Source organism: Paenibacillus liaoningensis (genome assembly GCF_059609455.1).
Genome location: NZ_JCAALU010000017.1, coordinates 139,349 through 164,838, shown reverse-complemented (window position 1 = coordinate 164,838; position 25,490 = coordinate 139,349). Strand labels below are relative to the sequence as shown.

Here is a 25,490-nt window from a genome sequence, read left to right as displayed (position 1 = left end):
CCAGAATTCACTAAGAGCTTGGCAAAAAATGCTGGTGTGTCTTTAAACGTGTATTAACCTGTAACGTAACGATTTGCTAGAACCGAAGTGCAAAGTTAAAAAGTTTCATCTTCATTAGGTAGTATTGGTGCAGGAAAATTATATTTAAATCACTTTTCATAAAATAAAATGCGAGCTCTGAAAGATGATCAGAAGCTCGCATTTTATTTTTGGTACAAGGTCGAGTTAATATACAAATTTATTCTTATAGTTTAACCAGAATGTGAAATGTCATCAGTTAAAACGAATAGGTGCAGGTGCTTGCTCCTTCTTTTAACCGTTTCATAAATATCTTTATGATCTGAAGATATTAAATGTAAATTATTTTTCGTCTTTTTCCTCAAAGAGCCTTAGAATACCTTCTGTGGATTCTTGCATTCCTCTTGCAAACCACTCATTTATCCAACCAAATAAACCATAAGTGAGATATGCGTAGACGTAAGCATTCTTATTAGTTTGGTTCTCTCTTGCCCCCCAAACGGCCTGAATATCTTCTAAAATTAAATATGAAAAACCTCTTTTATAAAGAAGAAGATAAAATTCACTATGTTGCTTATAATGTTCGAAAAGGTCGGCAATAACTAATTTAAAATTAGATGCCTTTACTAAATCGGTTGTGTGTCTCCATTTACTCATTTTTTGCTGGATATAATATCGCAAGATATCTTCTTTGCTTGTGAAATTTCGGTAAAATGAGACCCGACTAACTTGAGCTTTTATGGTGATTTCTTTGATAGATATTTCCGGAAAATCTTTTTCCTCAAACAATCGAAAAAATGCTCGTGCAATTTCTTCTTTTACATAACTAGCCTTATCCTTATTTTTCATGTTACACAATTGCCTTTCTGTTTCATTTTTTCTATAGTAATTGACCTAATCAAAACCATACACTACGATCAATGATATATGTGCAACATGTATTTATCAAATAGACAAAAAAGGAGTACTGTACTGATGAAGAAGGAAGATAAAAAAAATAGAAAATGGTTGAAAAGACTAGGCATTGGTTTTGGGGTTTTTATACTCCTGGTCGCTGGAACAGCCATCTTTTTTGTAACAAATCCTGTACAACTTGCTCGGTTAGTTGCGGGAGATGCGGCTGAAGATAGAGCCCAGTGGGTAAAGTCTGATGATGAGTTGTTGGGAACACGATTTACTGTACCACGAGATGGGGTTGATGATGTAGAAACCATTCTATATCGTCCAAAGGGTAGTGAAGATAAAAAATTACCTGTTATATTCATGGTGCATGGTGGAGGATTTTTTGGTGGGGCAGCAGACATGCTAGATTCATTTAATGCTAGAGTTATGGAAAAGTGGCAGGCGATGATTGTCTCGATTAACTATAAAAAACTGGATGAAAAATTTATTCCTTATCCTGCTGAAGAAATTAGAGACACCATCTATTATTTTGCTGAGCATGAGGATGAGTACAATATTGATTCCAGTAAATTTGCGACTATGGGTTTTAGTGCGGGTAGTTATCATGTAGCAAATGCCTCCCTATTACTGCAATCAGAAAATTTTAAATTGGCAGGACAAGTCCTAGTAGTTCCATACCTAATTGATGTTATTCCAATACTTACGCCAAATTTGATTGAGGAAGGGATCAAGAGTGATTCACAAGTGCCTCTTGCCTCAACTGCTTTTGTCTTAGCCGGTCAAGATGAGATTTCTAATACTGCTAAGCCATATATAGACGTTTTGAATAAGGCAGGCATACCGACTCAGGTATTCTCTTACGAGAAGGCATTCCATCCTTTTATGGATACGTCAGAGGTAATGAAACCTGAAAATGATGAGGAACTAAAATATACAACTGAAGAGCAAAAACAACTCGGGCTTCAAGCAGAGGACGATTTGATTGAAGTATTTAATTCATTCTTTTCAAAGTCAAATTAAATTATTATTCAGATAAACACTAACATCTATCTGTCTGATCGATAGTACAAGTTCTTGTTCCAAAAGGTGAACAAAGTTCTAGATAACGTGAAAGCGAGCTTTTCAGCCCTTTTACTTCCCTATAGGAAGTGAAAGGGCATTATTCGTGTTCCGGGACATTTACCATACGCCTCAACGCGTGTTAGCCATCGCGAAACTTGCCCACTCTGGCACCACAAGTGCCCGGAGTTCAAGGATTCGTGTGCGTTCTCGTTCCCATTGCTTTCATTGACACATTCAGAGTCTCCTTCGAATCCCTTGGTCCAGTTTTTGGAACTGTCTCTTCGCCGAGGCTAGGTGAAAATAGCCACAGGAAACTAAACCCTAAGAACTTCCGGTGCCAGGGTCTGGCTACCGCACTTTCCTCCCGTTTCACTTTTAGCTTTCCTTCTGCAAACCGGCTTACCGATTCCATGAGATGCTTCCCGCTCGCTTACTTCAGGGGCAACGCTCTTTCATCTTCAACCTTCCGAACCACACTTGTCATCATCTTCTTATAGGTACAATTGAGGAAGGAAAGACATAAAGCCTACTCCAACTATCTATATTTACAAATACCATTTCTATATGAACCTACTTCAATTCAATTCATATTGATCAAACGTGTTATCGAATTTCTTGACAATATAAACACGAAGCGATGTGAAAAACTCCCGAGAAACTCATAGCGAGTTCCTCGGGAGCCTTATTTCGGTTAAGCTTCCGCAGCGTCACGTTTCAGCGTCGGCTTGATAGCTGATTTTAAATCAGTTTCATTTAGTAATGGAATATTTTCGATGCACATCTCCCCCAGCATCGAACCTTCCTTATCTTTAATTAGTGGTCCCGGGTTCGGATAGATTTTTCGTCCAAACGAATCATTGACTACAATGGCTGAGGCCAGATAGATTCCACACGTTCCAGCTGCCAATAATAGCCAGCCGGGGATATGGGAAAATCGATACGATAAGACTCCCAAGTCCATTAAAGCCAGTATCGGCAGTGCAACATCCAAAATAACTATAACAAGACATAGAAAAAATGGTGATTTAAAATAAGCTGGAGTACAGAGCAGTAAAGAAATAGAAAGACATAACCATGCCCATCCATCGATACGAGAGTCCAAAAGAATCTGATTATGAGCCATATAAAATTTAAAGAGCTGTTCAGAACCTCCGACTAACATAAAGAAAGCACTAAAATAGAGAAACGTATTGCCTCCCGCTGTATTGCCAGCTTTCAGTTCAAAGATCCCCACCACCAATTGGACCACAAAGCCTCCGATAAGCCACCATCCCAAAAGAGGTTTCGCGGCATCTGTTACTTGATTAGTGAATAAAGCAAAAAAACAGAAGCATGAAACAGCCAATGCAACTAATCCTGCCGGGGCCGGATTGGCCCACGCGTTCAATTGATTTTTTGATTCCATATTATTCCTCACTTTTCCAACAACCCATTCGCTTTAGTTTGCGGTCGTTTCTGTATTGGTTACTACATACTTAGTGCAGCTTTCACAATTTTTTCGTTCTAATAGTCGGAGGATTTTCGTTTAAATGTTCCATTCCCGTCCGGACGAAGCCTTGAAATATTGGGCTAATTGTTGTATGAGATACTCCTTACACTCACACATAATTTTTTCCTGCTCAGGGGACCTAGCGATACTCTTCTCAGCAGCATATTCAGGGTGGTTTACTTCTAAAAAACCATGCTTGGCCTCCGGATATTGTTTGAAACGAACAGGAACACCAACCTCTTCCAGCCGCTTTGCGTATTGAACTGCTTGTGGAAGAAGTTCATCCTCTTCACATACAATAATTGTTGCAGGTGCTAGGCCTGCCAAATCTTCATTTCTTGCCAATACAGGCGAAACTAACGCTTCTCTTACATTTAAATCGGGAAAGAGAACTTCTTCAATCAATCCCATCACCTTTCCCGTTTTATCTATTTTTGCATCGTCTGTTCTACCAAAAGTAAAATCTAGAAATGGATATGCAAGAATTTGACCAGCGAGAGAAAACCCGTTTTCTTTTAATTTCATTGCTGCCCCCGCACATAAATGGCCGCCGGCACTGTAACCAATTAAGACAAACTTTGATGGATCAATTCCATAGTCATTTGCATGATCCGAAAAATATAGAACCGTATCATGCAACTCCATTTGAGGATAGGGAAAGGGATGGACATCAATCTTTTTATAATTTATATTGACGATAAATGCAGGAATTCGTTCTGCCATTTCACTGCAATAAGAATCTAGCTGCGAAGCATCTCCGCCTACAAATCCTCCGCCATGTACATTAAATAGAACCGGAATTGTTTCTGAGCCGGCTGTCTTTGGACGATACAAAATCGTCTCCACTCCATCCAATCCAACTCTTGGGACAATAAAGCGCTCTCCAATAAGATTTTTTTTCATTAGTTTCTTTCGTTTTTTTCTTAATACGTATTTTATCAAAGCTATTTTAAGCCTTTTTACCATCCCGTCTATCCTCCTTGAATTCACAATCCATTATGGCTCGTTGCGTTAATTTTTTTAAGTTCAAACGTAACGGTTATCTTGTTATATGCGAACCGCCCCTGTTTCTTGTCCTATGTAGGAATTTCTACAGCCAGAATTCGGTCGCACGCTTGTTCTAAGTCTCCCCGATTGTCTAAATGGGATAAAAATACAGTATCAAACAAGTTATTTCCGTGAGTATGGTTGATATGGCCGTGTGTATTGACGACCAGCAGCGGGAGAGCAGTGATTTCCCGAATGGCCTGCGGCATGTCGGTCAGGCCATAGCTGGTATCAATCAGCATGGCCTTATCGCTCCCTATCACATTCCAATCCTTTTGCCGTAGTTTTGTGACCTACACAAGCTAGCGTAGACTTATTTTCCCTAATTATAGAACAGGGGCCCTAAGGGTGAAATAAAGGAATTTAAACATATGTATCGCATTCTAAAGTTTGGCAGTCCAAAAATTGTTTAAGTAATTAATACAAGGGGACCGGTCCTCATCAAGCACCACAAAAGAGGTTCCCGATATGCTAGAGAACCTCTCTCTTCTTACTTTTTAACAGAATCATGCCTTGTTGTATCTGCACCAGACGAATTTTTTCTTAGCAGCTATTTAGGTTAAACAAGAATAGGCTAACTCCGTTTTATGCCGAAGCTAGCCTTATTATATTCACGAAAATTTATTTATAAAGGACAACCGTTAATTTACTGCCCTTACCTTGCTCGCTGTGAACGATAATATTGCCTTGGCAAAGTTCTACTATGCGTTTTACCAAAGGAAGTCCCAGTCCATACCCTTTTTTGGAATGAGATGCATCCCCCTGAAAAAACTTATCATAAAGATGGGCTTTCGTATGTTCATCCATGCCAACCCCATAATCCTGGATACTGAAATGAATTTCTTCATTAACTATGGCAAGGGTGATTTCGATCATACCAGCTTTGTGGGAAAATTTAATTGCATTATCCACCAGATTGATCCAAATCTGCTGTAGCATTTCTTCATTGCTACTATAAATAACTTTATCTAACTCCAGATTTATGGTGATGTCTTTGTCTGACCACTTGGGCTCCAATAAAATGATGCTCCTTCTGATCTGTTCATCCAGCCTAAATGGGACTTTATCCATCATAATCTCTAGATTCTCGTATTTTGCCAAAGTAAGAACATTGCTGGAAAGCATGGCTAAACGCTCGGATTCCTTAATGATAATATCCAGATAATCTTGCCTTTCTTCCTCAGATAGCGGATTTTCTTTAAGAATTTTGGCAAAACCGCGAACCGAGACAATAGGTGTTTTGAATTCATGCGAAAAGTTGTTAATAAAATCACTTCGCAGCGTTTCAATACCTGACAGTTCTTTAGTCATTTTGTTGAAGCTCTCCGACAATTCTTCCAACTCTCCAATACCTTTCAAATTCACCTTAACGCTAAAATCGCCATCCGCAACCCTATGGATCGAATCAATGACCTTTCGTATGGGATTCAAGGCTTTTTTGCTGAGAAAAGCAGTAAGTGCGGTTCCTATTAAAACACATAAGCCAAAGAGAAAAAAAATCGAGAGCAGACGTTCACCGAATCCTTGACTCGGGGAAGGCGTAAGTGAAATAACACCGATATACTGTAGCAGAATAGTACAGCCGAACAGCAGGAGAAATGTCGCCACCAGCACACCGAAAACAAACAATACCAAAGTTATCGCCAGACTTATTCTCTTATGAAAAAATTCTTTCATTTGGTATGCAGCACCGCCTTATAGCCAAGTCCTCTAATCACAATAATCTCAAACTCTGGCCACTCTCGAAAACGGTTGCGTAAACGGTTGATATGAACAGTAAGTGTGTGATCATCCGTTTCGGAATCCATCCCCCAGATTTCATCCATAAGCTGCAAACGGGTAAAGATCAGGTTCGGATAAGATAGTAACTTAAACAACAAATAAAATTCCTTGGTGGGAAGAAGGTTAATTTCTTCTTCGCGTGTTGCCGTCAGCGCATCATAATCCAGTACAACTTTCCCGATGGTCAGCTTGTGTTCATTGGCAATCCTCGCTCTGCGCAGAAGAGCTCTAATCCGGAGTATCAGCTCCTCTTCGTCTACGGGTTTTGTCATATAGTCATCCGTACCAGCAAGAAATCCCTGTCTTTTATCTTTCGGCTCCTGTTTGGCTGTAACCATCAGAATCGGCAAATGCTCCGACATTACCCGAAGCTGCCGTGTCAATTCATAGCCGTCCATATTGGGCATCATTAAATCAAGTACAACTAAATCAATGTGCTGTTTTTCTATAATCTCAAGCGCTGTTATCCCGTCTTCTGCCCAGCATGTTTTAAAGCCTCTCGTTTGTAAGACCACACACATCAATTTCCTGGTACTTTCGTCATCTTCAACCACTAATATATTTAACATATAAAGAATCTCCTTCTATCATCAATAAGATGTCTCATTTTACCGTTGAAAAGTAAATTGAAAATAAACATATGCAGTTGAGTTTCAGTTTATATTGTACAGCTACACTAGAGCTGTTGCCACATATAGCGACCGATGAAAAGTTTAAGGAGGAAAGCTATTTATTGAAAAAGATAAAGATACGGCTATAGCTATATAAGAAGCAAATCAATTTCAAAAATAAACTTACAGAAAAGGAAGATTAAAATGAGTAATAAAATCAAAAAGAAAAAAATGAAAAAGAGATGGAAAATATCAGCATTAGTTTTAGTAATTATAGCAATTATTGGTGTTGTCGGTTATGTAGGATTACAAAATTTTCTAAAATGGAAAGCACCAGAATTAAGTGGTGAACCAAAAGTAGGAGAATGGTATCGTATAACTCCAGAAGGAACTAAGTCTGCAAACGGAAAGGATTGGCATAGTTTAATAAAAGTAGGAAAAGAAAACAAAGTAATAGTGTATTTCTTTGGTGGTGGATTAGCAGTAGATGAATACACAGCTGCAAGACCTTTAAATGATGACGGCGGTTTTTATGCAGATTATGCTGACGTTGACTTTGGTGTTAAATTTGGAATAGCAAGTAATAATAAAGAAAATCCTTTCAAAGATTGGACAATATTAGCAATACCTTATTCAACAGGAGATCTTCATGCAGGAAGTGGCGAATATGAATATACAGACTTAAATGGTAATAAACAAATTCTTTATCATAATGGATATATTAACTACACTTCTTTTATGAAAGAAGCGATGAAATATATACCTAATCCAGATACACTACTTATCGCAGGTTTTAGTGCAGGAGGATTTGGTACCTCATTACTTGCAGATGATATTATTACACAGTATTTTCCTCAAGTAAATAATGTAACAGTAGCTGTAGATAGTTCATTACTTTTAACGGACACTTGGCATGATGTCGCTGAAAATATGTGGCAAACGCCAAAAGAGATTTCAGATAGATTAGTAAGTGATAATATTACCTTAGACAGTTTAACCAGCCTATCAAAAAAATATGGTAATAAAATAAAAATTCTATTTGGTAGTTCTTTAAGAGATGAAGCATTAAGCACATACCAATCTTATTTTAGAAATGGAATTTTATCCACAACAAATGAAAATGGCGATATCTATGAAAAAGACCTTGCAAAAATGGTAGCTGATTTACAAGAGAACATTCCTAATGTCGGAATTTATATTTGGAATGAGATAGAGAAAAATAAAGATGGAAAAAATTTAACTCCGCATACCATCTTACCTTCTCCTAATTTTTATGGTAAGAAATATTCAGAAGATAAAAGTATAGCTGACTGGATTGTTAATGCAGTAAATGGAAATATTAATAGTTATGGACTAGATTTATTGGATAAATAGTTCAATGTTGTAAACGGGAATTTGGAGTCACTTATTCACTTCACGGTATCTCCAAAATGATGCAATGACAGCATTATTCCAATCTGATGAAAGAAGCGATGAATATAACAATGATATTCCAGATCATAAGATGGACTCTAAATACAGCAATATAGATAGAGGCATTATGAATGTGCCAAACAAAGAACTGTTGGGTCAGATTAATGAAAATTATGAGAGTGTCTTAAAGGATTAGCATTCCCTGCGATAAAAAAACGATTAATGAACACCAGGAGGAGTCAAAATGGACAAGTCGAATGATAACGTACAACTCGAGAACAAGGGAACGATCTCTGAAATGAGGAATAAAAAACCTAAAAAAAGGAACAAAGTTCTAAAGATTATAGGCATCGCTCTATTATCATTAGCTTTAATATTTAGCGGCATGTTTTTATATGTACGTTCGCATCCAGGAATTATTATTGGCTTTATTCAAGATGCATTATACAAAGGAAATCCGATCAATTCCTTTGAACCTTTTAATCCGCAAGGGAAAATTGTTAAGAGTAATGGCATACTCTATGTGAATGACATCAAGTATGCTGATGAATATCCTAATAGTTATTTGGATATATCATATCCTAATACGGATACCACAATTAAAAGACCGACGATCGTTTACTTTCATGGTGGAGGATATTTCGGAGGAGACAAGGCAATGGGAGATCCTATGGCAGTAAATGATGACGCCAATATGCTATTCAATAGGCTCGTGGAAAATGGATACAACCTGGTTAACGTCAATTATGCTTTAGTGCCGGATTATAAATTCCCGGTTCCTGTTATCCAAATGAATCAAGCGATTAACTTTTTGGTAGATAACAGCGAAAAGTATAACTTGGATATGGAAAATGTTGTTGTTATGGGTAGTTCTGCAGGAGCCATACTTACCAGTCAGTATGGCGCAATCATTACAAACAAAGATTATGCGGACAGTTTCAACATCCATCCCTTACTCACTACTAAAGAAGTAAAAGCCTTAGTTATAGATGATGGGCCTATAAAGACTGACGAACTTAATTTTGCTACAAGAGTAATAGTCGGTCATTACCTAGGTATAGGTACAAATGAATTCAAAAGCAGCAAAGTTGCAGATCAATATAACACGATATTACATGTTACTGGCGATTATCCACCATCTTTTATAACTGCCGCCAATGGAGATGGGTTTCCTAAAGATATGAAGGCCTTATCCGATAAGCTTACGTCATATCAGATAGATAATGACTATTTCTACCTTGATAAGGCACATGGTAAAATCGCCCATGGTTATTTAGCAAATATAAGAACAGACAAGAACGCACAGGAAGGTTTCGGGAGATTAGTGAAATTTATTGATAAGTATACAAAAGGCAGTAGCGCAGAATAGAATCAGGCGGGAAGGGGCCGCAGTTCCCCCTTCCTCTCATTCCCATATCAAATTAAGACATTGCTTTAGAACGACGATCCACTTCCTCCAGCAGCCTTGCCATTTCTTCCGGTTCCTGCTTCATTCCCCGTGTAATCCATTCATCAATCCAACCAAACAAAGCTCCGGCAAACCAGTCACTGAAATAAGCAGGTAAATCCTCCTGATCAGGCTTCGGGCCGCATACTGCCTTAATGTTATCTAATACCAAATAGGATAACCCAGAGCGGTAAAGCATTAAATAAGACTCTTTATGCTTTTTGTAATGTCCGAACAAACTTGCAACAATGTTAGGGCTCTCGCTATTTTCAAATTCTGTTCCCCATTCCTTAATCAAACGGAGAAGATATTGTTTTAACACCTCTTCTTTGCCATTGAAGTTTCGATAAAAGGAGCCATTCCTGTAATGAATTAATTTGAGGTTTGAACAAAAAAAGCGCCTCCTGTATGCTGGGTCATGGAATGATGGTCATTCACTGCCCGAATAAAAAGGAGGACGCTCACTATGAAGTATAAACAATCGAAGAAACAGAATCAACGGATTACACGCATTTCCGAAAAAACGTTGGTGGTTGGCGCAGATATTGCGAAAGAAACTCACGTGGACCGCGCCATCGACTTTCGGGGGATTGAACTGGGAAGGGACTGCGTGTTTTCCAATACCCGCACCGGACTGGAGCAACTGGCTCAGTGGATGAAGGAGCTTCAGCGGGAGCATGTCAAGAGTGACATCCTCTTCGGCATTGAGCCTACCGGACACTACTGGTTTAACCTAGCCGAGTATTTGGGACAGCAAGGTATTCCTTTGGTCATTGTCAATCCGCATCATGTACACAAGAGCAAAGAACTGGAAGACAACTCACCGACGAAAAACGACTACAAAGATGCAAAAGTCATTGCTGACTTGGTACGAAACGGGAAGTACAGCCAGCCGAAATTGCCGACACGTGTCTATGCCGATCTGCGGATTCTCATGAATCTTCTCGAGAAGATCATGGTGAATCTCGGACAGGTACAGAGACGAATACAGAACTGGCAAGATCGCTTTTTCCCCGAATATACAGAGGTATTTAAAGACTGGGAGGGTAAAGCCTCGCTTCCTTACGCTAGGTGAGTTTCCGACGCCGAGTGAGATCGTAGCACTTGGTACAGAAGCCATTGTGAAGCGATGGAAGAAAGACGTGAAACGAGCCGTAGGGACGAAACGAGCCAAGCTGCTGGTTGAAACCGCGAGAAGCTCCATCGGGCTTACCGAAGGGCTGCCCGCAGCAAAAATAGAGATTAAAGCGCTTCTGGAGCAGTACGACCTGTTCGCTAGACAGCTCGAAGAGATTCTAGTCGAGGTCGAACGTCTACTTGGACAAATCCCAGGAACGAAGGAAATGCTCACCGTGCCGGGTGTGGCAGTGGTCACCTTGGCAGGATTCTTGGCGGAAGTTGGAGATCTGAGCGGTTACGAGCATGGCCAGCAGATTATTCGGCTGGCTGGGCTAAATCTCAAAGAAAATAGCTCAGGAAAGAAAAAAGGAAAATCCAGTATTACCAAACGTGGACGTGCAAGATTAAGGGCCCTGCTGTTTCGAGCGGTCATGCCCATGGTAGCAAAGAATGCGGAGTTTAAGGCCTTGCACCAGTACTTCACCAAGCGAACACAGAACCCACTGAAGAAAACAATCCCTTGTGGCGTTGTGCGGGAAACTCATACTTGTCCTGCATACGCTCGGCACCAAGCAAATGCCATATGACGCAAACGACGTGCTAGGGCAGGTGCGTCAAGCCCAGTTACAGATGGTGGCTTAAGAAAAACCGAATTCACGTTTCTCACCAAACGGGAAAGACTAAAGACAAAAGAAGCACGGAGCAGCCGTAGGATCGAATTCCATAAGGGCAACGCCCCCGCAAAGGAGCAAGAAACGGCGTCCACCTTTTGAGAGGCAGAACGAAGGAATGTAAGGGCACAGACCCCGAGTGACATGGGAGGGTAAGCCGTCAAAAGAAGGTGTGGATATCCAAGGTGCGATCATCGGAAAAATCCATGAGCTGGGGACAAATGCCCCAATCTCTATTCCCGCCACCGGCTCCTCCAGAAAATATTGTCATTCTTACATGACTTCTCCAACTCTTAATAAGTCAATGGTTGAAAATCTAAGAATGAGTGAGTAAACAAGAGAATTTATTAATTTATAGTGGGAGGGAATTTACTCTTCTTTTAAATGCTATCATATCGTTCCTTACTTCGAAGAAAAGGGGTTATTTCTCAAAGAATTATTACCAAGTCACATACAAGATTACTATCAATATGAGCTTGAAGAAAATGGAGTAACAACCAACACGGTTCTCCATTATCACGCTAATATTCGCAAAGCTCTAAAGCATGCTCTCAAAAATGATTTAATTAACACTAATCCGGCAGATAAGATTGAAAGACCAAAGAAAAATGATTTTGTAGGCAGTTTTTACAACAAGCAGGAGACTAATATTCTGTTTGAAAAAGTTAAAGGCGAACTGATAGAGCTAGCAGTCATTCTTGCCGCTTTTTATGGATTGCGGCGAAGTGAAGTAGTTGGGTTGAAATGGACAGCTATAAATTTTGAAAACAAAACGATTAGTATTAGGCATACTGTAACTCCGGTTTATTTTGAAGGTCAGGAACACATCATTGAAAAGGACCGGGATAAAAACAAACCAAGTCGCCGCACCTTAACTCTTGTACCAGCCTTTGAGGAATTACTGCTGCGTATTCGTGAGCTTCAAGCTCTCAATAAAGCCATATGTGGTAAATCCTACTGCACTGATTACGAGGAGTATATCTATCTGGATAAGTTGGGACAACGAATTAAACCCGGCTATATCACACAGAACTTCACTAGAACGCTTAAAAAAAATGGTCTTCGTCATATTCGTTATCACGACCTGCGTCATAGTTGTGCAAGCCTTCTACTCGCTAATGGAGTCAGTATGAAAGAAATTCAGGAATGGCTGGGACACAGCAACTATTCTACAACGGCCAACATTTATTCTCACTTGGAATACAGTTCCAAAGTATCTTCAGCATCAACAATGAGTGGTATTTTGGTCTTTTAATAAAAAAGATCGCACTGCCCTCAATGTTTCATGAGAGTCATGCGATCTTCTCTTCGTTCTCTCCTTCGGAAAAAGGAGAGAACTTCAGAAGAGAACTCGTTAAAAAGTTCTCTCCAAAGATGTTTTAAAAACCAAGGTTTTTCGGAAAAAACCCTTATAAATCAAGGATGCCGAGGACCGGGATCGAACCGGTACGGTAGTCACCTACCGCAGGATTTTAAGTCCTGAAACGGCCTTTTGAACTCTTTCTCAAAACCATAGTAATATCGAGCATTAATCCTTTAACCATGCGGATTAGAGGCACTTTTTTATATTCATCATCCTCTAAGTCCGAGATATGTCGGACAGATTTATGTTAGCAAAAATGTTAGCAATACGAAGGGCAGAAGTTATATGCTTCTGCCTTTTGTATGATAATTGACCTCTATGCTGCCAGTGGAGAGACAGGTTGTTTTAGATTCATGAAGTAGTGGGAGAAAACCTTATAGGACACGGCCCTCATTGAATTTAATGTTACTAAGTTCGAGTGTTCTGCGGCACTCAGAATAGAAATTATGTGACCAAATCATATTGTTATGAATACCGAATTCTCTCTCCAGTGTTTCTCTGGAATTCCTGTAGAGATTAGTTCGAACTGTTGAATCGGCCACCAAGTCGAAAATCAGCCGGACTGAAGAAAATAGTGATCCCTTGATTGAAGCATAACTGTCGCTAATGGTATATTTACCTTTATCAGCTTTATTTTTTTATTAAGAAGTAGGGTTTAAAATTTTGATATAACCATCTTTAGAATATTTATCCCATGCTTTCTCTGCCCAATCCATTATTTTTTTCATGTGTTTCTTATCGTCAGACGCATCTTTTCCAACGTATTTATTACCTGCATCAAAGGTCCCCCATCTTGTTACATAGTCCAAATGACTAACAGCCCCTGCACCAGCACCTTGAATTAACTCATAGTCACCACTAAGCTTTAAAATTAATACATTGTCAACAGAATCGTCACCATTTGCAATCGTCTTTTTCAATTGATTTATAGTAGGCATATATATTTCTCCTTCCAATCATGGTGATTTTAGAAAATTTATTTTACCATATTTTTCACCAATTAGCAATTTAATAAAACCTCCATCATAGATTATCACATATGTTCCGAAAGTCGACGTAATTTCTCCATTCGTTGTGTCTAATTTATCGACAGAGGACGAATACATCCTTCTCCTTAACGTAATGAACGTCTGCATCGTTGCAGACGTTCTACTGTTTTAGCAACTCTTCTTTAAGCCCAATTTCCAAGCATTTTCTATGAATTCTTCTCTCGTACCCACGAATGCAGTCCCAAGTTCTCGATTAATGATGTCTTTTAATTTACCTTCTTTTGGTCTCCATACTTCGTTGACCGCGTAATAATATACGTTCCATCCATTAGTTGACCGTGTACATTTAATGCAAATTGATCGTCCTTCGTGCTCTATTGTAAATTCAACTTCATCGTTCATTCTAACGGTTTTCCCAATGGTAATATTTTTAATTTGCATTAAGTAGAACCACCTTATTTTTTAATTCAAACCACTATAATATAATATTTTTACATGTGTTTAATGCAGTTGAACTGCAGATATCTTTACGATATCCTCGACCGGGATCAAGAATAGTTCATTGCTGCTCTTGATTCGTATATAACCGTTTATTTCCAGATCATTAACTTCTTTAATCACGCCTTGGTGAACATCTCCGGTATCCAGTTCAACTCGAACGTATTGACCATAGTACTCTTCAATTTCCATCTACCTGACTCCTTATCTAGGGATCTTCTATTTATATTTGAAATTCCAATCAAACTTATTAACCAATTACAGTTCGTGACCATTGATAATCATGGTTGTTGTTAGGTTCCCATAGCCAACCGTTCTAATATATTTATCCCCGCTTATTATCCTCTAGTGATATGCTTTTAATCTCTCCTCATATATTTCTCTTCTCGATCTCTTGCTCATTACATTCGGCTAGTGCTTTACGATACATATCTCGCGCTAAATTTCGTCGCTCAGAGACATGTTCAAAACGATGGGCCGCCTCTAAATAGCGATTGAGTAGATTACACTCTGTCCCCGCTCCTATCCAATTCGATGTCTTATCATATATTTTAATCTGGTATTCTTTCCTTCGGATCTTCCACCTCTCATATTCTGTTTGGCGATACTTTCTTTGGAGTTGTCGTTTCGATTTTATGACTTACATGTTTATGTGCCATTATTCATAAATTTGAACATCGATAGCATTGTCTTCACTTCTAATCTCATATCGTTTCTCAGGATTTCCGTACACGTTGACCAACTGGTGACTTGTTGAAAATGAGTTGTCCTCAAGATAACTACTTGATCCAAAAATCACTTCTTCAATATAATGCGATTCCCACTCAATCCAATCTGGTTGTTCCTTGCATAGTTTTTCAACCCTCTTTATCATTGTAAGATTAGCTACTTTTTCTGTAGCATCATCCGGCATAATTATAAACAGATAATCTCTAGCTCGGCTAATAGAGACATTTACGATATTAAGTTTATTGAGAAACATATCCTTTGAAGTTGATATAGACGGTGGCGGGTTGAATAGTGCAATAATAATATCGCACTCGTCACCTTGGAATCCATGGATAGTCCCTACTTGAACATCGATATTGTTGGGAAGCGTGAAATTGGCCATTAACTTATCAATTAAGTCAGACTGTGCACGATATGGTGCAATCAATCCTATGCGAAAAAACTCATCTCCATTAGCCATTTCAATAATAGAAGACATGTACTTTACGAACTCGAATGTAAAAAGTGCGGAATACACATGATAATTACTTTTGCTTTGTAAACGTTTCGGACGATAAATGCTCTCATATTTACTAACAGGAAATTTAATAATATTTAATGATTTTATATCAATGTAGTTTTCAATATTTAATGGTCGTCTATTATTTGCAGTACGGTTATGATGTAACACTCCACCGTATGCAAACTGGCTGAACACTTCGCCAATTTCTGGAATGCTTCTATATTGAGTGGTAAGAAGCTTAACACCGTATGGATGAGGTATCGTTGTAGGATCAGTAAATGATTTGAGTCCCACCATTGTGTAAATGTTTTCATTTTTCCAAATATCTACAGAGGTGATCGGCTCAATCTGGAATGGATCTCCTGCAATTATAAACTTTTTAGGTGTCTTCTTATAAAGTGGCAAAATAATGTTTACCAATGGTATCATTGATGCCTCGTCAATAATAATATAGTCCCACTTAAGCGCACTTAAATGAAGCCTTGTATTTTCGTCTGGCAGAAAGTAGTCATATGGGAAGCGGGCTATTGTCGTAACTACTACATTTCTTGAGAAGGTACGAATATCGAGTGTTTTATCACGAAAAACACCACTCTGTTCGATAATGCTATCGTTTGAAGTACCAAAACGGACCAACCAATCAGTGTAACTGTGATCTGCGTCCATTTCCATAAGGCGACGGACAAGGACATCTGCCGATTTGTTTGTTGGAGTTAGAACAAGAACTTTTAATGGTTCAGTCTCTTGCATAAAAGGAAGAATAACTTCTTTCACTAAATGCGTTGTTTTTCCGGTACCGGGTGGTCCGAAGACAAATTCTATATTATCACAGAGGTTGAGTTGCATATCAAATTTGTCATCGAAAGCCAGTTTATTGAAAGCTTTTCGTTGTTCCCCTAATAGAAACACAGGATTCTTAGCCTCGATCCTTGCCTCGGTGACGAGTGATAGATCTACTCCGTCAATTAGCGCATTCGTCCTTAATTTTGCCCTTAATGTATAGGATTTTACGTTAACAACTTCAATTGCGACTTTTACCGTTGGTTGATTGGCAAAATGTAATTCAAGCGGAATGTCCGCAAGGTCTTCCATAGACTGAGGGATGTAACGGCTTGGGTGTTTCAAAATAAGGGTTCTTGACGTACCTTCTTCACGTTCTACATTTGAGAAAGTTATAGAAATCTCCCTGCTATTAGCATTGCTCTCTCTGCTATTTAGGGATTCAAGTTCGAGAAGAGATTTGAACCATCCAAATGAATATTTATCTGCATTTAACGCTTTTTCTGTTTGCTCATGTAGGTGGGCAATTTCTGCTATCTCTTTTGCACTTCGTTGTTTTGCCTGCTCAATCTTTTTGCTGTAATCAATAGAAGGTTTTGTGTATTCATCCTCTTCAGAGTCTCTTGCATCTTCGTTATCATAGGTAGTTTCTTTTTCTTTTGGAGCAGCAATAGCTCGCTTACTGATTTCTTTTGCTATACGAGAAACAATTGGTTTTATTGAGGCAAAATCGTTTTCTTCTTCATCATCTTCGTCACCTTCAGGCTGATGAGTTGAAGTGTGTTTAGTTGCACGATAGAGATCTGCAAACCGTTTAATTTCTTCTGGTGGAATATCAGATAGAGCTTCGGCCAGTTTAATTTTTGCACGTTGCTCATCGGTTAAATAATCACTATTTTCATAAACCACATCTTCTTCCTCAATGCCCAAAAACTGCAACAGTTCTTTGGCTTCATTACTAGTGTTGTCATATTTCGGAGATAAAGTTTGTAAAGTTAAATCTTTTGCAGAAACGAGGTTGCCCTCTGTATTGAGAAGCCACGGGATTGTTCGCAGTTGTACTATTGCCTTTGTTTCAAAACTTGAACTGCGTAAATATTGATAAAAATATTCATATGTTCCACTTAAAACACTGTAGAAACTATTCCAACGAGTACAAACTGAAGAAATAATCTTCAGTAATTGACACCAGATAACAATTGAATCATCTGGTGTGACATTTTCCATTAGCTCTTGCCATCCATCAATATGCCGAACAGTCCATTTCTGTCCCCGAGTTGAACGAGACCATGTTTGACGTATTTGTATAGCCTCTTGATGGTTGATTTCACGTGAAAGAAGCTTTGGCACATCCATTGCACCAAGTTCAGTTAAGAAACTAATCAATTCTTTTTTATCACTTTCGCCAACAAGTTGAAGATATTCATCTAAATCTACGAATCTAGTATCTGGTTTTGATTGAAACCACTGGCAAAGAGATTCACTGGGAAAATAAAGGTTACCGGCCTTCCCACGATAAATCGTAGCTTCTTCGGCGGAGCGATAGCTTACAAATTCACAATTCTTGATTAGGTTAATATAATCCTCGATCTCTGACTGCGGACATTCTTTGTAATACTTAAAGAACTTCCGAAAATGCGGAACTGTACCAATATCAGCATCATTCTGATACTTTGGCAAGATAATATTATAAATCTCGTCTCTAAGCGAAGGCTCCTTAATACCGAGACTACGAACGAACTCAACTGTGACTTCATTATCCAAAAAAGATGTATTGATAGTTTCATAGCCGCTTACACCTTCAGAGGGTAAGAACAATATAGGTTGACCGTTTGCATCAAATGCTGAGACAGCCATTCTGTCTTGATTGAGGAATATCGGCTTCTTTTGTACCAATTTAATACGTTCTTTAGATGCCGATATATACTGATAAAATTCATGCAACCACTCTGTGGTTTGTTTCTCAATGAATGCAGAGTCTATTCGAGAAATAATTTTGTCTTGTCCAAACCAATCAGTTGTAATTGAATCCAAATACGAGGAAAGTTGCCTGTCATTACGCAATACTTCAGCCCTCGACAATGAAGAGAACGCCCATTTTGCATTTTCATTTCCCGTTAGCATTGCTAATTGAGAGTTTGTGAATATGTTGGTAGTTAAGCAGTCATTTGCCCATTGAGAATATTCAACCATATACGCATTTTGTTTTAACGTATTCCCATCAGAAACAGGTATTAATACCTCACTACACATTTTTTCTTTTATGGCTGTATAAAATGGCATGAATGAAATCTCATCATTATCATTTACATCGCGAAACGAGCTTTCATTGTAAGGAATAATGTCAATTATCCCATCATTAATAAGCAAATTACTAGTTGTATGACCAATTTCTCTAAGATAAACAAGACTATCCGCTGCCAAGGCCGCCAGCAATTTAATCAGATCTTTATTATGTTGAACACCTGCCCGGATACCCTCACGGCTGTCAGTAAGCAAGAACGGTGCGTGAATAACGAAGTTCAAACCAGTTTCCACTTTTGTCGGGAAGAAGCAAAAGGCTGAATGTTTTTTTGTGGCCAGATTTTGTTTTTCATCGAGAAAGAATCCTACTGAATATGTATGTCCATTGTTGTCTTCCCGTGAAAACAACCACAGTTCATAGTCATAGAGTTTATCACCGTCATTTTGCCTGAGACAAATATGCTCAGCAACTGTGTCGCCGAATTGCTGCTTTTGCTCAATGAATCTACCATATAACCCCAAAGTACCCGGGATTTCAAACGAAATATCTTTAAGATAGGACAGAAATAAAAGTGGGTAAACTAATGAACGAAGTTTCTTTGAAATATCTTTATATGCTTCCGCTGCATCTCGGAATGTGTGGTCAAACGGAAAGACAAATAGTGTTTCTTCTACCTTCCTGCCAGGAATATCTTTGCTAATCCTAGATGGAACAATAAAACGATCTATTTTAAAATAGATGTTTGGATCGTAAATATGTGGTGTTGCTGTGTATTGAAAGACAGACTTAAATCCGACACCGAATTTACCAATTGAGGATTCACGTTTATTAGAGTTGGCGATTGATGTTATTGCGTTAATATCGCCTAAGGAATCGTTTTTCGAATCTACTTCTTCAGTTTTTGGATTGGATACAGTAAACCTTCGTGTCCCATTATGCGCAAAAATTAATTTATCTTTATTCAATACAAAGCGAGCCGACGTTGCTTTTGCATCATCGGCGTTTTGGAGCAATTCGTAAATAAAGTGTGCTTGGTCGGAATATTTCTCGACAACACTAATCTTCACTCCGCGCAAAGCAGGGTCATCAAGAACATCAGCAAGGTGTTCTCGGTGCTTTGATAATTGATCAAAATAAATCTCGTCCTGAGTGTTCACTGATACTTCCCCCTAATTATGGTTAACCGTATCTATTTTTTCGATCCAGGATACCTTTCTTACTTTTTCTCCTACGTATGAGGCAACTGATCTTCCTTGAGGTTCATAAACATTCAGTTTGAACTTTGCATATAACTCAACTTTTCCTGGAGTCTTTTAGATTTCTATCATTAGAGCCCCATATCGTTGTTTATGCATTAAGCAATCACTCCAATATTTAATAACCTCAGAAAGTTCATCATCAACGAGTACTAACTTCGCATATAGTTCAACTTTTCTTGAAGTAGTTTGGCTAACTCCCTCGTTATGGTCTCTGCTGATTCATGCTCACCTTTCATCCGATAAATCCGTCTGCAATTAATTAAAAAAAGCTTATATTCTTCATAAAAATTATCTATATTAAGTAGCTCATTCAAATTAATAACCTCCCTAAAGTAAGTCACTATACTCGCTTTAGTATAACAAATTACCGAAGATTGAGTCTTCCACTAGGAATTATTCAATCTTCGGTGTTATGAGGGACTGTTATCATTTATGTTTTATTAAATCTTTGCTATTTTTTCACCAAGGTTGGCCAACGCAGAACTTGCTGAAAGGATTTCATCTTTCCAAGACCAATTCTCTGATCCTGGAGGGTTCAACTTCTTTGATCCGTGACCAATCATACAAACAACATGCTCTGCACGTGTGACTGCAACATAAAGAATACGTGCTTCTTCTTCATAGAAATCCTGTCGATACTCGTTTTCCCATTCCTTAAACTTCGACGAGCGACCATGCTCACCTGGAAGGACAAGATCTATCCCCCATCCCACTCGATCATAAAAAGTAGGAAGTTGATCATTGGGAAGTAATCTACGCCCAACGTCTGGGATGATGACGATAGGATACTCTAAGCCTTTGGCTGAATGTACAGTTGAGAATCGTATAGCATCCGGCTTTTCATCACCCTCACCAGTATCGGCCTCATCCATTTCCATACCAGATAAGAGCGCTAACTGAAAGCGATCGAAAAATTGTTGGAGGGTTTGGGCCTCAGCATCCATTAGTCCACGCGACCACATCACGAGCTTTTCTAAGTTAGCCACAGCCTGGGAATTGCCTTGTTTACCATAATACTCTCTGACTCTAGTAAATTCATACATATACGTTAAGAGTTGAGGAACTAAATCCACTTTCATTCTTTTGCGAAGTTCCGCAATCCCCTTCAACCACTCCTTACAATCTTCCTCATCCTCAAACCAGTCTCTCAGTACTTGATTTGTACCGTCGCTCCTATAAATCGAGTTTGGAGCGATAAACGGTAAGAACGGTGTCCCTAGTGCCAAGTCCAAAGAGACATCATCAGGATACTTTAGAATGGCTTGAAGCATATGATAGCAAGCTATGATTTCTGGTTTTCTGAAGAACTGACCGCTGGTATCGTTGATCACAGGTATATCGGAAGGAAACCGTGATAAATAACTGCTCAGCTGATAGTTCGAACGGAATAGAATGCAAATATCCCGATACGTAACTTGGCGCATACCTGTATGCCGGTCATGTATCGATTGACCTAGAAAGTCTCTTATTTTTTGAATGACGCGTTCAAAAATAGGTTGTTCCCTATCCTTAAAAACATCAATATGTTCGTATTGAAAAGGGATGAGATTATCCTTTGGCATATGAGCGTCATCTGCCTGGTTTAATTTCTCTTTCAAGAAATCGTATTTCAAGCCCATCTCATCAAACAGAGCCTCTTGTGCCTTGTGTAGAAGCGCCGTAGGACGTCGTGAAGCACTAAGCGATAGTGGTTTTGTGTTGTTCTGATCTGCAATCTTTTGAAGCACGGAATGATCCGCTCCACGAAACCCATATATCGCTTGTTTTCGGTCCCCAACTACCAAGACATGCTCCAATTTTGGCGATAGCGTTTGGATAATATTCATCTGCAGTTCGTCGGTATCCTGAAATTCATCTACGAAGAGATAACGAAACCTTGAGGCCACTAATGGGCTAATTTGATCCTTATATTGTGTCACTAGCGCTGCACTTTTTTGGAGAAGATCATTACTATCTACACCACCTAGTTCCCTTTTTAATTCCTGATACTTATCGTCGAGTTTATTTAGCAGGTGAGCGACTGCATTGCGATAATCCTGTTCCTCGTCCCCTTCTTTTTGATTCAGGGTTTCTTGAACTACAGCCTTAATTGAACGACCGTGACCTCTTATATATTCATACCACTTCTCCACGTGCTGAGCCATCACATGAGGGGTCCAGTGGACGTGATCGCTACTGAATAACATAGAAGTCGCCTGGTCATCTAGCGACTCGTCTAGCGTCTCTTTGAGGGCTTTCAAAAAATGATGACGTGCCATCACAATTTCAGTTTCATGAGGAATTAATTCCGTATATCCGAAGTTTTGAAGCAACATCGCACAAAAACGGTGTATCGTACCAATAAACGTAGATGCTATTCTTTCCTTTTGTTCAAACCAGTGACTTCTCTCTTCCCAATCACCTGTTTTTTCAGCATCTCGTATTCTGTCTTGCACACCACTTTCTAAACGTTCTCGCATCTCATCGGTTGCTTTATTGGTAAAAGTGATTAAGGCAAAATCATCGATGTTCACCTTCTCCTCTTTTACAAGATGAAGTACGGAGGCAACCATAGTCCGTGTTTTACCAGAACCGGCACCGGCCGAAACCACCGTTATCGTTTCTGGTCCGATCACACTGTCAACAATTGCCGCCTGCTCTTGTGATAGAGATATTCCCCCGCGTAGATTCATTCAACCACCTCCCCCAATTGACTACTTATACCCAAACACTCCTGGCGTACGGGGCATGAGTAACAATGCTCACCAGAGTGCATGGGAAATTTATTTGATTCAATATTTTTAACCAATTGGCCCACTTTTGTTGGTAAACTTTCAAAGTGTTCTTTGAGCTTTTTAGTGTAGTTATGCTCGGTTACCGCTTGCTCTTTTTCAATCGCAAAAAAGGAGTTAATCGTCTTTCGCCACCAATAAACGGCTTGATATTGGTTACTAAATAATTGGACCCCATCTATTTCTAATTCCCGTTGGCCATCTTTACCCTCGCTCTCATCTTTACCCGGTAGGAGCCACTCCCCTGAAAGAAAATCTCCAAACATAGCAATATTAAACTTGGCAGATTGTAACATATAAGGAATCTCAAACGTTATTTTAATCGTTCTTTCTTCCACTTCCCCATCAACTAAAACACTAAAGGACTCCTTAGAACCTTTGAAAACGCTACGGAAATAGCTATGCTGCCGATTCGCAAGGTAAGCTAATTGATCCTTCACCTGTATTTCAATTGCATGCCATATGATGGGGCTAAATGCTGGGAACATCCTACGAATTTCCCCTCGTGTCGCTTCCATAAAGACAAGTAGTGACTGATAAAAAGTGTCTTCTTTAGAAGACTTTAAATTCGATTGTTCAATCTGACCATAGATACGATTTAACCATGTGCTTTGAGCGTAGATTTGCAATTGCCATTCATTTCGATACATTCTAGCTTCGGGATGGAGTAATTCTAATCGATATCGCAATGGGCAAAGACCGTAGTGGGCTAACTCACTCAAATCATAGGATTTCCGTTTTGCTGATTTTACTTTTATCGCTTTAACACCTTCATGAGCAAGACTTAAATCAAGTGTATCTAGAATGCCTTGTACTTCTCTTTTACTACCTAACAATCGTTCCACTTCTTGCATATAGGTACTAGGTTGATAGGAACGGTCTCCGTCTTTTTGGGCGTAACTTAGCACAAGTTGTTCTGCTGCAGCGCGTACAACCGTCAAGAACATGAACCGCTCGGTCATGAGATGTTTTCCTCTTCCATCCACATAAAACGGCCATGGTTCAGGATATAGAACAGGTACATGCACATTATCACAGCCTACGTACAATACCGCTTTATAAACCATTCCATCTAAGGTCTCAGGCGTTACAATACGAAGTAAGTCGGAACTTAATTCTTCTTCATCATCCTGACTCTCTTCTTCTTCATCCGTGTTCTCCCCTTTAGTAAGAGCGTGTATCGCATCTCCAAACTCTTCAGTGGTAAGCGGAATCGAAAAATAAGTACTTAGTTCCTGAAATACTGTCTGGATCTTCTCCAACACGAGTCGTTCAGTTTTACGAAGAGCCTTAGGTAACATTTGGTTCAATTCTTCTTGCAAGATTTCGATATGCTTTGCTACTGATACTTCTTTTTGATTAAATAAACGGTTGCATATTCGATCGAGTAATTCAATAACCTCACGCCACTTTCTAACCGTTTCTTTATCCACTAGTTGAACCGGTAATCGAAAGACGGTGTCTTTCTCACTGTCTTGCTCGAGTTGCTTTAATACAGACAACCATTCATCCTTCAATCTACAGGTCGTAAAGTATTGATACTTCACTGCTCTAAAAATAGGTGTTGAGTCTTGAACTCCTGCTCCTAACCATCCGGATGATAAAATCGACTCCAATAAATCGGCTTGGAGATGAAGACTATTTTCTTTCCAGATTTGGTACAAGTTTAAAATAAACCTTCCTACAGGAGTAAGCAGGAGTAATCGAGGACTTGTAACCAATTCTACTTTTCTCGTTTTTCCCGTTGTACGATCTCGATAGTATAGGGGATTCATGGCCATATAATCCCGCAGTCGATCAATAAATTCTTTAGAGCGTCTCATCACAACGGCCACTTCTTTAGGTTCATATCCACTGTCGAACCAACGTCTCAGTTGAGTGATACAACCTTGCAATTCCCTATCTCGATTCGGATATTGAGCTAAACGCACATTCGAAACGGGATCCGGAAATACAGCCTGACTCACATTCTGTAGAAGGTGTCCTTGAAGAAATGCTACGTCTGTATTCCCACTAATTTCTGGCGTGTCCAAGGTAAAACGGCAATGAGAAGCTACCATTTGATAGGTCTCTTCAATGATGGAGAAAGCTTGTTTTTGACGTTCCCTGTAGGGGACGATAAACACAATTTCCTTCCCTTGTTTACGGCATTGCTCGATAAACCACTGTTGAAGGTCCGTAAAATAGGTGAAGCCTTCCATAATGATGAGATCAGTCGGGGAAGATTTAGCTTGTAGATAGTCCCTCGCTGCTGCTTCAAACAATCGTTTACCTACCTTCTCCAAACGAACGTAGAAGGAAGATTGAATATCTTTCAGATGTGTCTCGATAATGAGATTGACCAACTGCTTCCTTTTTTCATCAGGAAGTGTGGCGTGACGAAGATCAATCCCCAGAGCTGCTAGACCATATAAGATACGAGTCCAGGAAGCAAAATCATGACGCAACAAGTCGCGAAGATGTGTGGTGCCTTTTGATACTTCATTCATAGCGCGATAAAGCATGGTCTTCTCTTCGCCTCTTGAAGATAGCGCATATTTTTGTTTCGTCCATGCCCGAACAATATTGGCAAAAAGGATCATTTTTCGTTTTTCGCCTCGATCATTTTCCAGGCGTTGATGTTCCGGGATTAAACCTTCCCGTTCTCTAACAGAAGCCAATGCTTTCGTAGCTGTGATATAAGTATAGTTACGCTCCTTAACAATATGCTCTTCAATAAGGGAGCGGTCTGGACGTTGGTTTTCATAGGTATATAAGGTAAGCATCCCATTCCTCCAGATCGTAATTTTAGG

The 25,490-nt window shown here is 39.3% G+C and carries 16 protein-coding genes and 3 pseudogenes; 6 read left to right on the top strand and 13 right to left on the bottom strand.

The features are described 5' to 3' along the window. Positions 1-360: 360 nt before the first annotated feature. On the bottom strand, positions 361-867 hold the full coding sequence (locus tag AC6B99_RS25610) for a TetR/AcrR family transcriptional regulator (RefSeq protein ID WP_496664535.1): 507 nt from the start codon (positions 865-867) through the stop codon (positions 361-363). 126 nt (positions 868-993) lie between these two features. Here AC6B99_RS25610 and AC6B99_RS25605 point away from each other — a divergent pair, with 126 nt between their 5' ends. Beyond that, positions 994-1,941 carry an alpha/beta hydrolase gene (locus AC6B99_RS25605; RefSeq protein ID WP_056037710.1) on the top strand — a complete coding sequence of 316 codons (948 nt, stop codon included), beginning with the start codon at positions 994-996 and terminating at the stop codon, positions 1,939-1,941. 19 nt (positions 1,942-1,960) lie between these two features. Here the strand turns inward: AC6B99_RS25605 and AC6B99_RS25600 are convergent. From AC6B99_RS25600 to AC6B99_RS25575, 6 genes and pseudogenes are all read right to left on the bottom strand, one after another. Beyond that, a pseudogene (locus AC6B99_RS25600) lies at positions 1,961-2,410 on the bottom strand (group II intron maturase-specific domain-containing protein); the annotation flags it as partial. A 264-nt stretch (positions 2,411-2,674) separates the two neighbouring features. Next, entirely contained in the window at positions 2,675-3,388 is a 714-nt protein-coding gene (locus tag AC6B99_RS25595; protein ID WP_063892598.1) for an acetate uptake transporter family protein, read from the bottom strand. Positions 3,389-3,508: 120 nt separating this feature from the next. Beyond that, entirely contained in the window at positions 3,509-4,438 is a 930-nt protein-coding gene (locus AC6B99_RS25590) for an alpha/beta hydrolase (RefSeq protein WP_056037713.1), read from the bottom strand. 110 nt (positions 4,439-4,548) lie between these two features. Then, positions 4,549-4,782 (bottom strand): MBL fold metallo-hydrolase, encoded by a 234-nt coding sequence (locus tag AC6B99_RS25585; RefSeq protein ID WP_327204926.1) that lies wholly within the window; start codon positions 4,780-4,782, stop codon positions 4,549-4,551. Positions 4,783-5,140: 358 nt separating this feature from the next. After that, positions 5,141-6,196, bottom strand: coding sequence for a HAMP domain-containing sensor histidine kinase (locus AC6B99_RS25580; protein ID WP_496664534.1), 1,056 nt, complete (start codon positions 6,194-6,196; stop codon positions 5,141-5,143). Next, on the bottom strand, positions 6,193-6,870 hold the full coding sequence (locus AC6B99_RS25575) for a response regulator transcription factor (protein ID WP_496664533.1): 678 nt from the start codon (positions 6,868-6,870) through the stop codon (positions 6,193-6,195). Before AC6B99_RS25575 ends, AC6B99_RS25580 begins: the two co-directional genes overlap by 4 nt. A 246-nt stretch (positions 6,871-7,116) precedes the next feature. Here AC6B99_RS25575 and AC6B99_RS25570 point away from each other — a divergent pair, with 246 nt between their 5' ends. Both AC6B99_RS25570 and AC6B99_RS25565 read left to right on the top strand, forming a co-directional pair. After that, entirely contained in the window at positions 7,117-8,286 is a 1,170-nt protein-coding gene (locus AC6B99_RS25570) for a pectin acetylesterase-family hydrolase (RefSeq protein ID WP_081419088.1), read from the top strand. Between the two features lie 283 nt (positions 8,287-8,569). Further along, positions 8,570-9,694 carry an alpha/beta hydrolase gene (locus AC6B99_RS25565; protein WP_056041516.1) on the top strand — a complete coding sequence of 375 codons (1,125 nt, stop codon included), beginning with the start codon at positions 8,570-8,572 and terminating at the stop codon, positions 9,692-9,694. Positions 9,695-9,746: 52 nt separating this feature from the next. On the opposite strand, the gene AC6B99_RS25560 is transcribed toward AC6B99_RS25565, so the two are convergent. Continuing rightward, positions 9,747-9,971 carry a TetR-like C-terminal domain-containing protein gene (locus AC6B99_RS25560; protein ID WP_496664532.1) on the bottom strand — a complete coding sequence of 75 codons (225 nt, stop codon included), beginning with the start codon at positions 9,969-9,971 and terminating at the stop codon, positions 9,747-9,749. 267 nt (positions 9,972-10,238) lie between these two features. Between AC6B99_RS25560 and AC6B99_RS25555 the strand changes: the two are divergent. From AC6B99_RS25555 to AC6B99_RS25545, 3 genes and pseudogenes are all read left to right on the top strand, one after another. Beyond that, positions 10,239-11,533: pseudogene (locus AC6B99_RS25555) on the top strand (IS110 family RNA-guided transposase). 396 nt (positions 11,534-11,929) lie between these two features. Then, positions 11,930-12,139: pseudogene (locus AC6B99_RS25550) on the top strand (phage integrase SAM-like domain-containing protein); the annotation flags it as partial. Positions 12,140-12,151: 12 nt separating this feature from the next. After that, on the top strand, positions 12,152-12,817 hold the full coding sequence (locus AC6B99_RS25545) for a site-specific integrase (RefSeq protein ID WP_496664548.1): 666 nt from the start codon (positions 12,152-12,154) through the stop codon (positions 12,815-12,817). 749 nt (positions 12,818-13,566) lie between these two features. Here the strand turns inward: AC6B99_RS25545 and AC6B99_RS25540 are convergent. From AC6B99_RS25540 to AC6B99_RS25520, 5 genes are all read right to left on the bottom strand, one after another. Beyond that, positions 13,567-13,863: a hypothetical protein gene (locus tag AC6B99_RS25540; protein ID WP_496664531.1), complete on the bottom strand. Its 297-nt coding sequence runs from the start codon at positions 13,861-13,863 to the stop codon at positions 13,567-13,569. A gap of 552 nt (positions 13,864-14,415) precedes the next feature. Then, a complete protein-coding gene (locus AC6B99_RS25535) occupies positions 14,416-14,604 on the bottom strand; it encodes a hypothetical protein (protein WP_496664530.1) in 189 nt (62 codons plus the stop codon). A gap of 466 nt (positions 14,605-15,070) precedes the next feature. Continuing rightward, a complete protein-coding gene (locus AC6B99_RS25530; RefSeq protein ID WP_496664529.1) occupies positions 15,071-19,825 on the bottom strand; it encodes a DEAD/DEAH box helicase in 4,755 nt (1,584 codons plus the stop codon). 542 nt (positions 19,826-20,367) lie between these two features. Then, entirely contained in the window at positions 20,368-22,599 is a 2,232-nt protein-coding gene (locus tag AC6B99_RS25525) for a UvrD-helicase domain-containing protein (RefSeq protein WP_496664528.1), read from the bottom strand. Further along, positions 22,596-25,463, bottom strand: coding sequence for a PD-(D/E)XK nuclease family protein (locus AC6B99_RS25520; protein WP_496664527.1), 2,868 nt, complete (start codon positions 25,461-25,463; stop codon positions 22,596-22,598). Before AC6B99_RS25520 ends, AC6B99_RS25525 begins: the two co-directional genes overlap by 4 nt. Between the last annotated feature and the right edge of the window lie 27 nt (positions 25,464-25,490).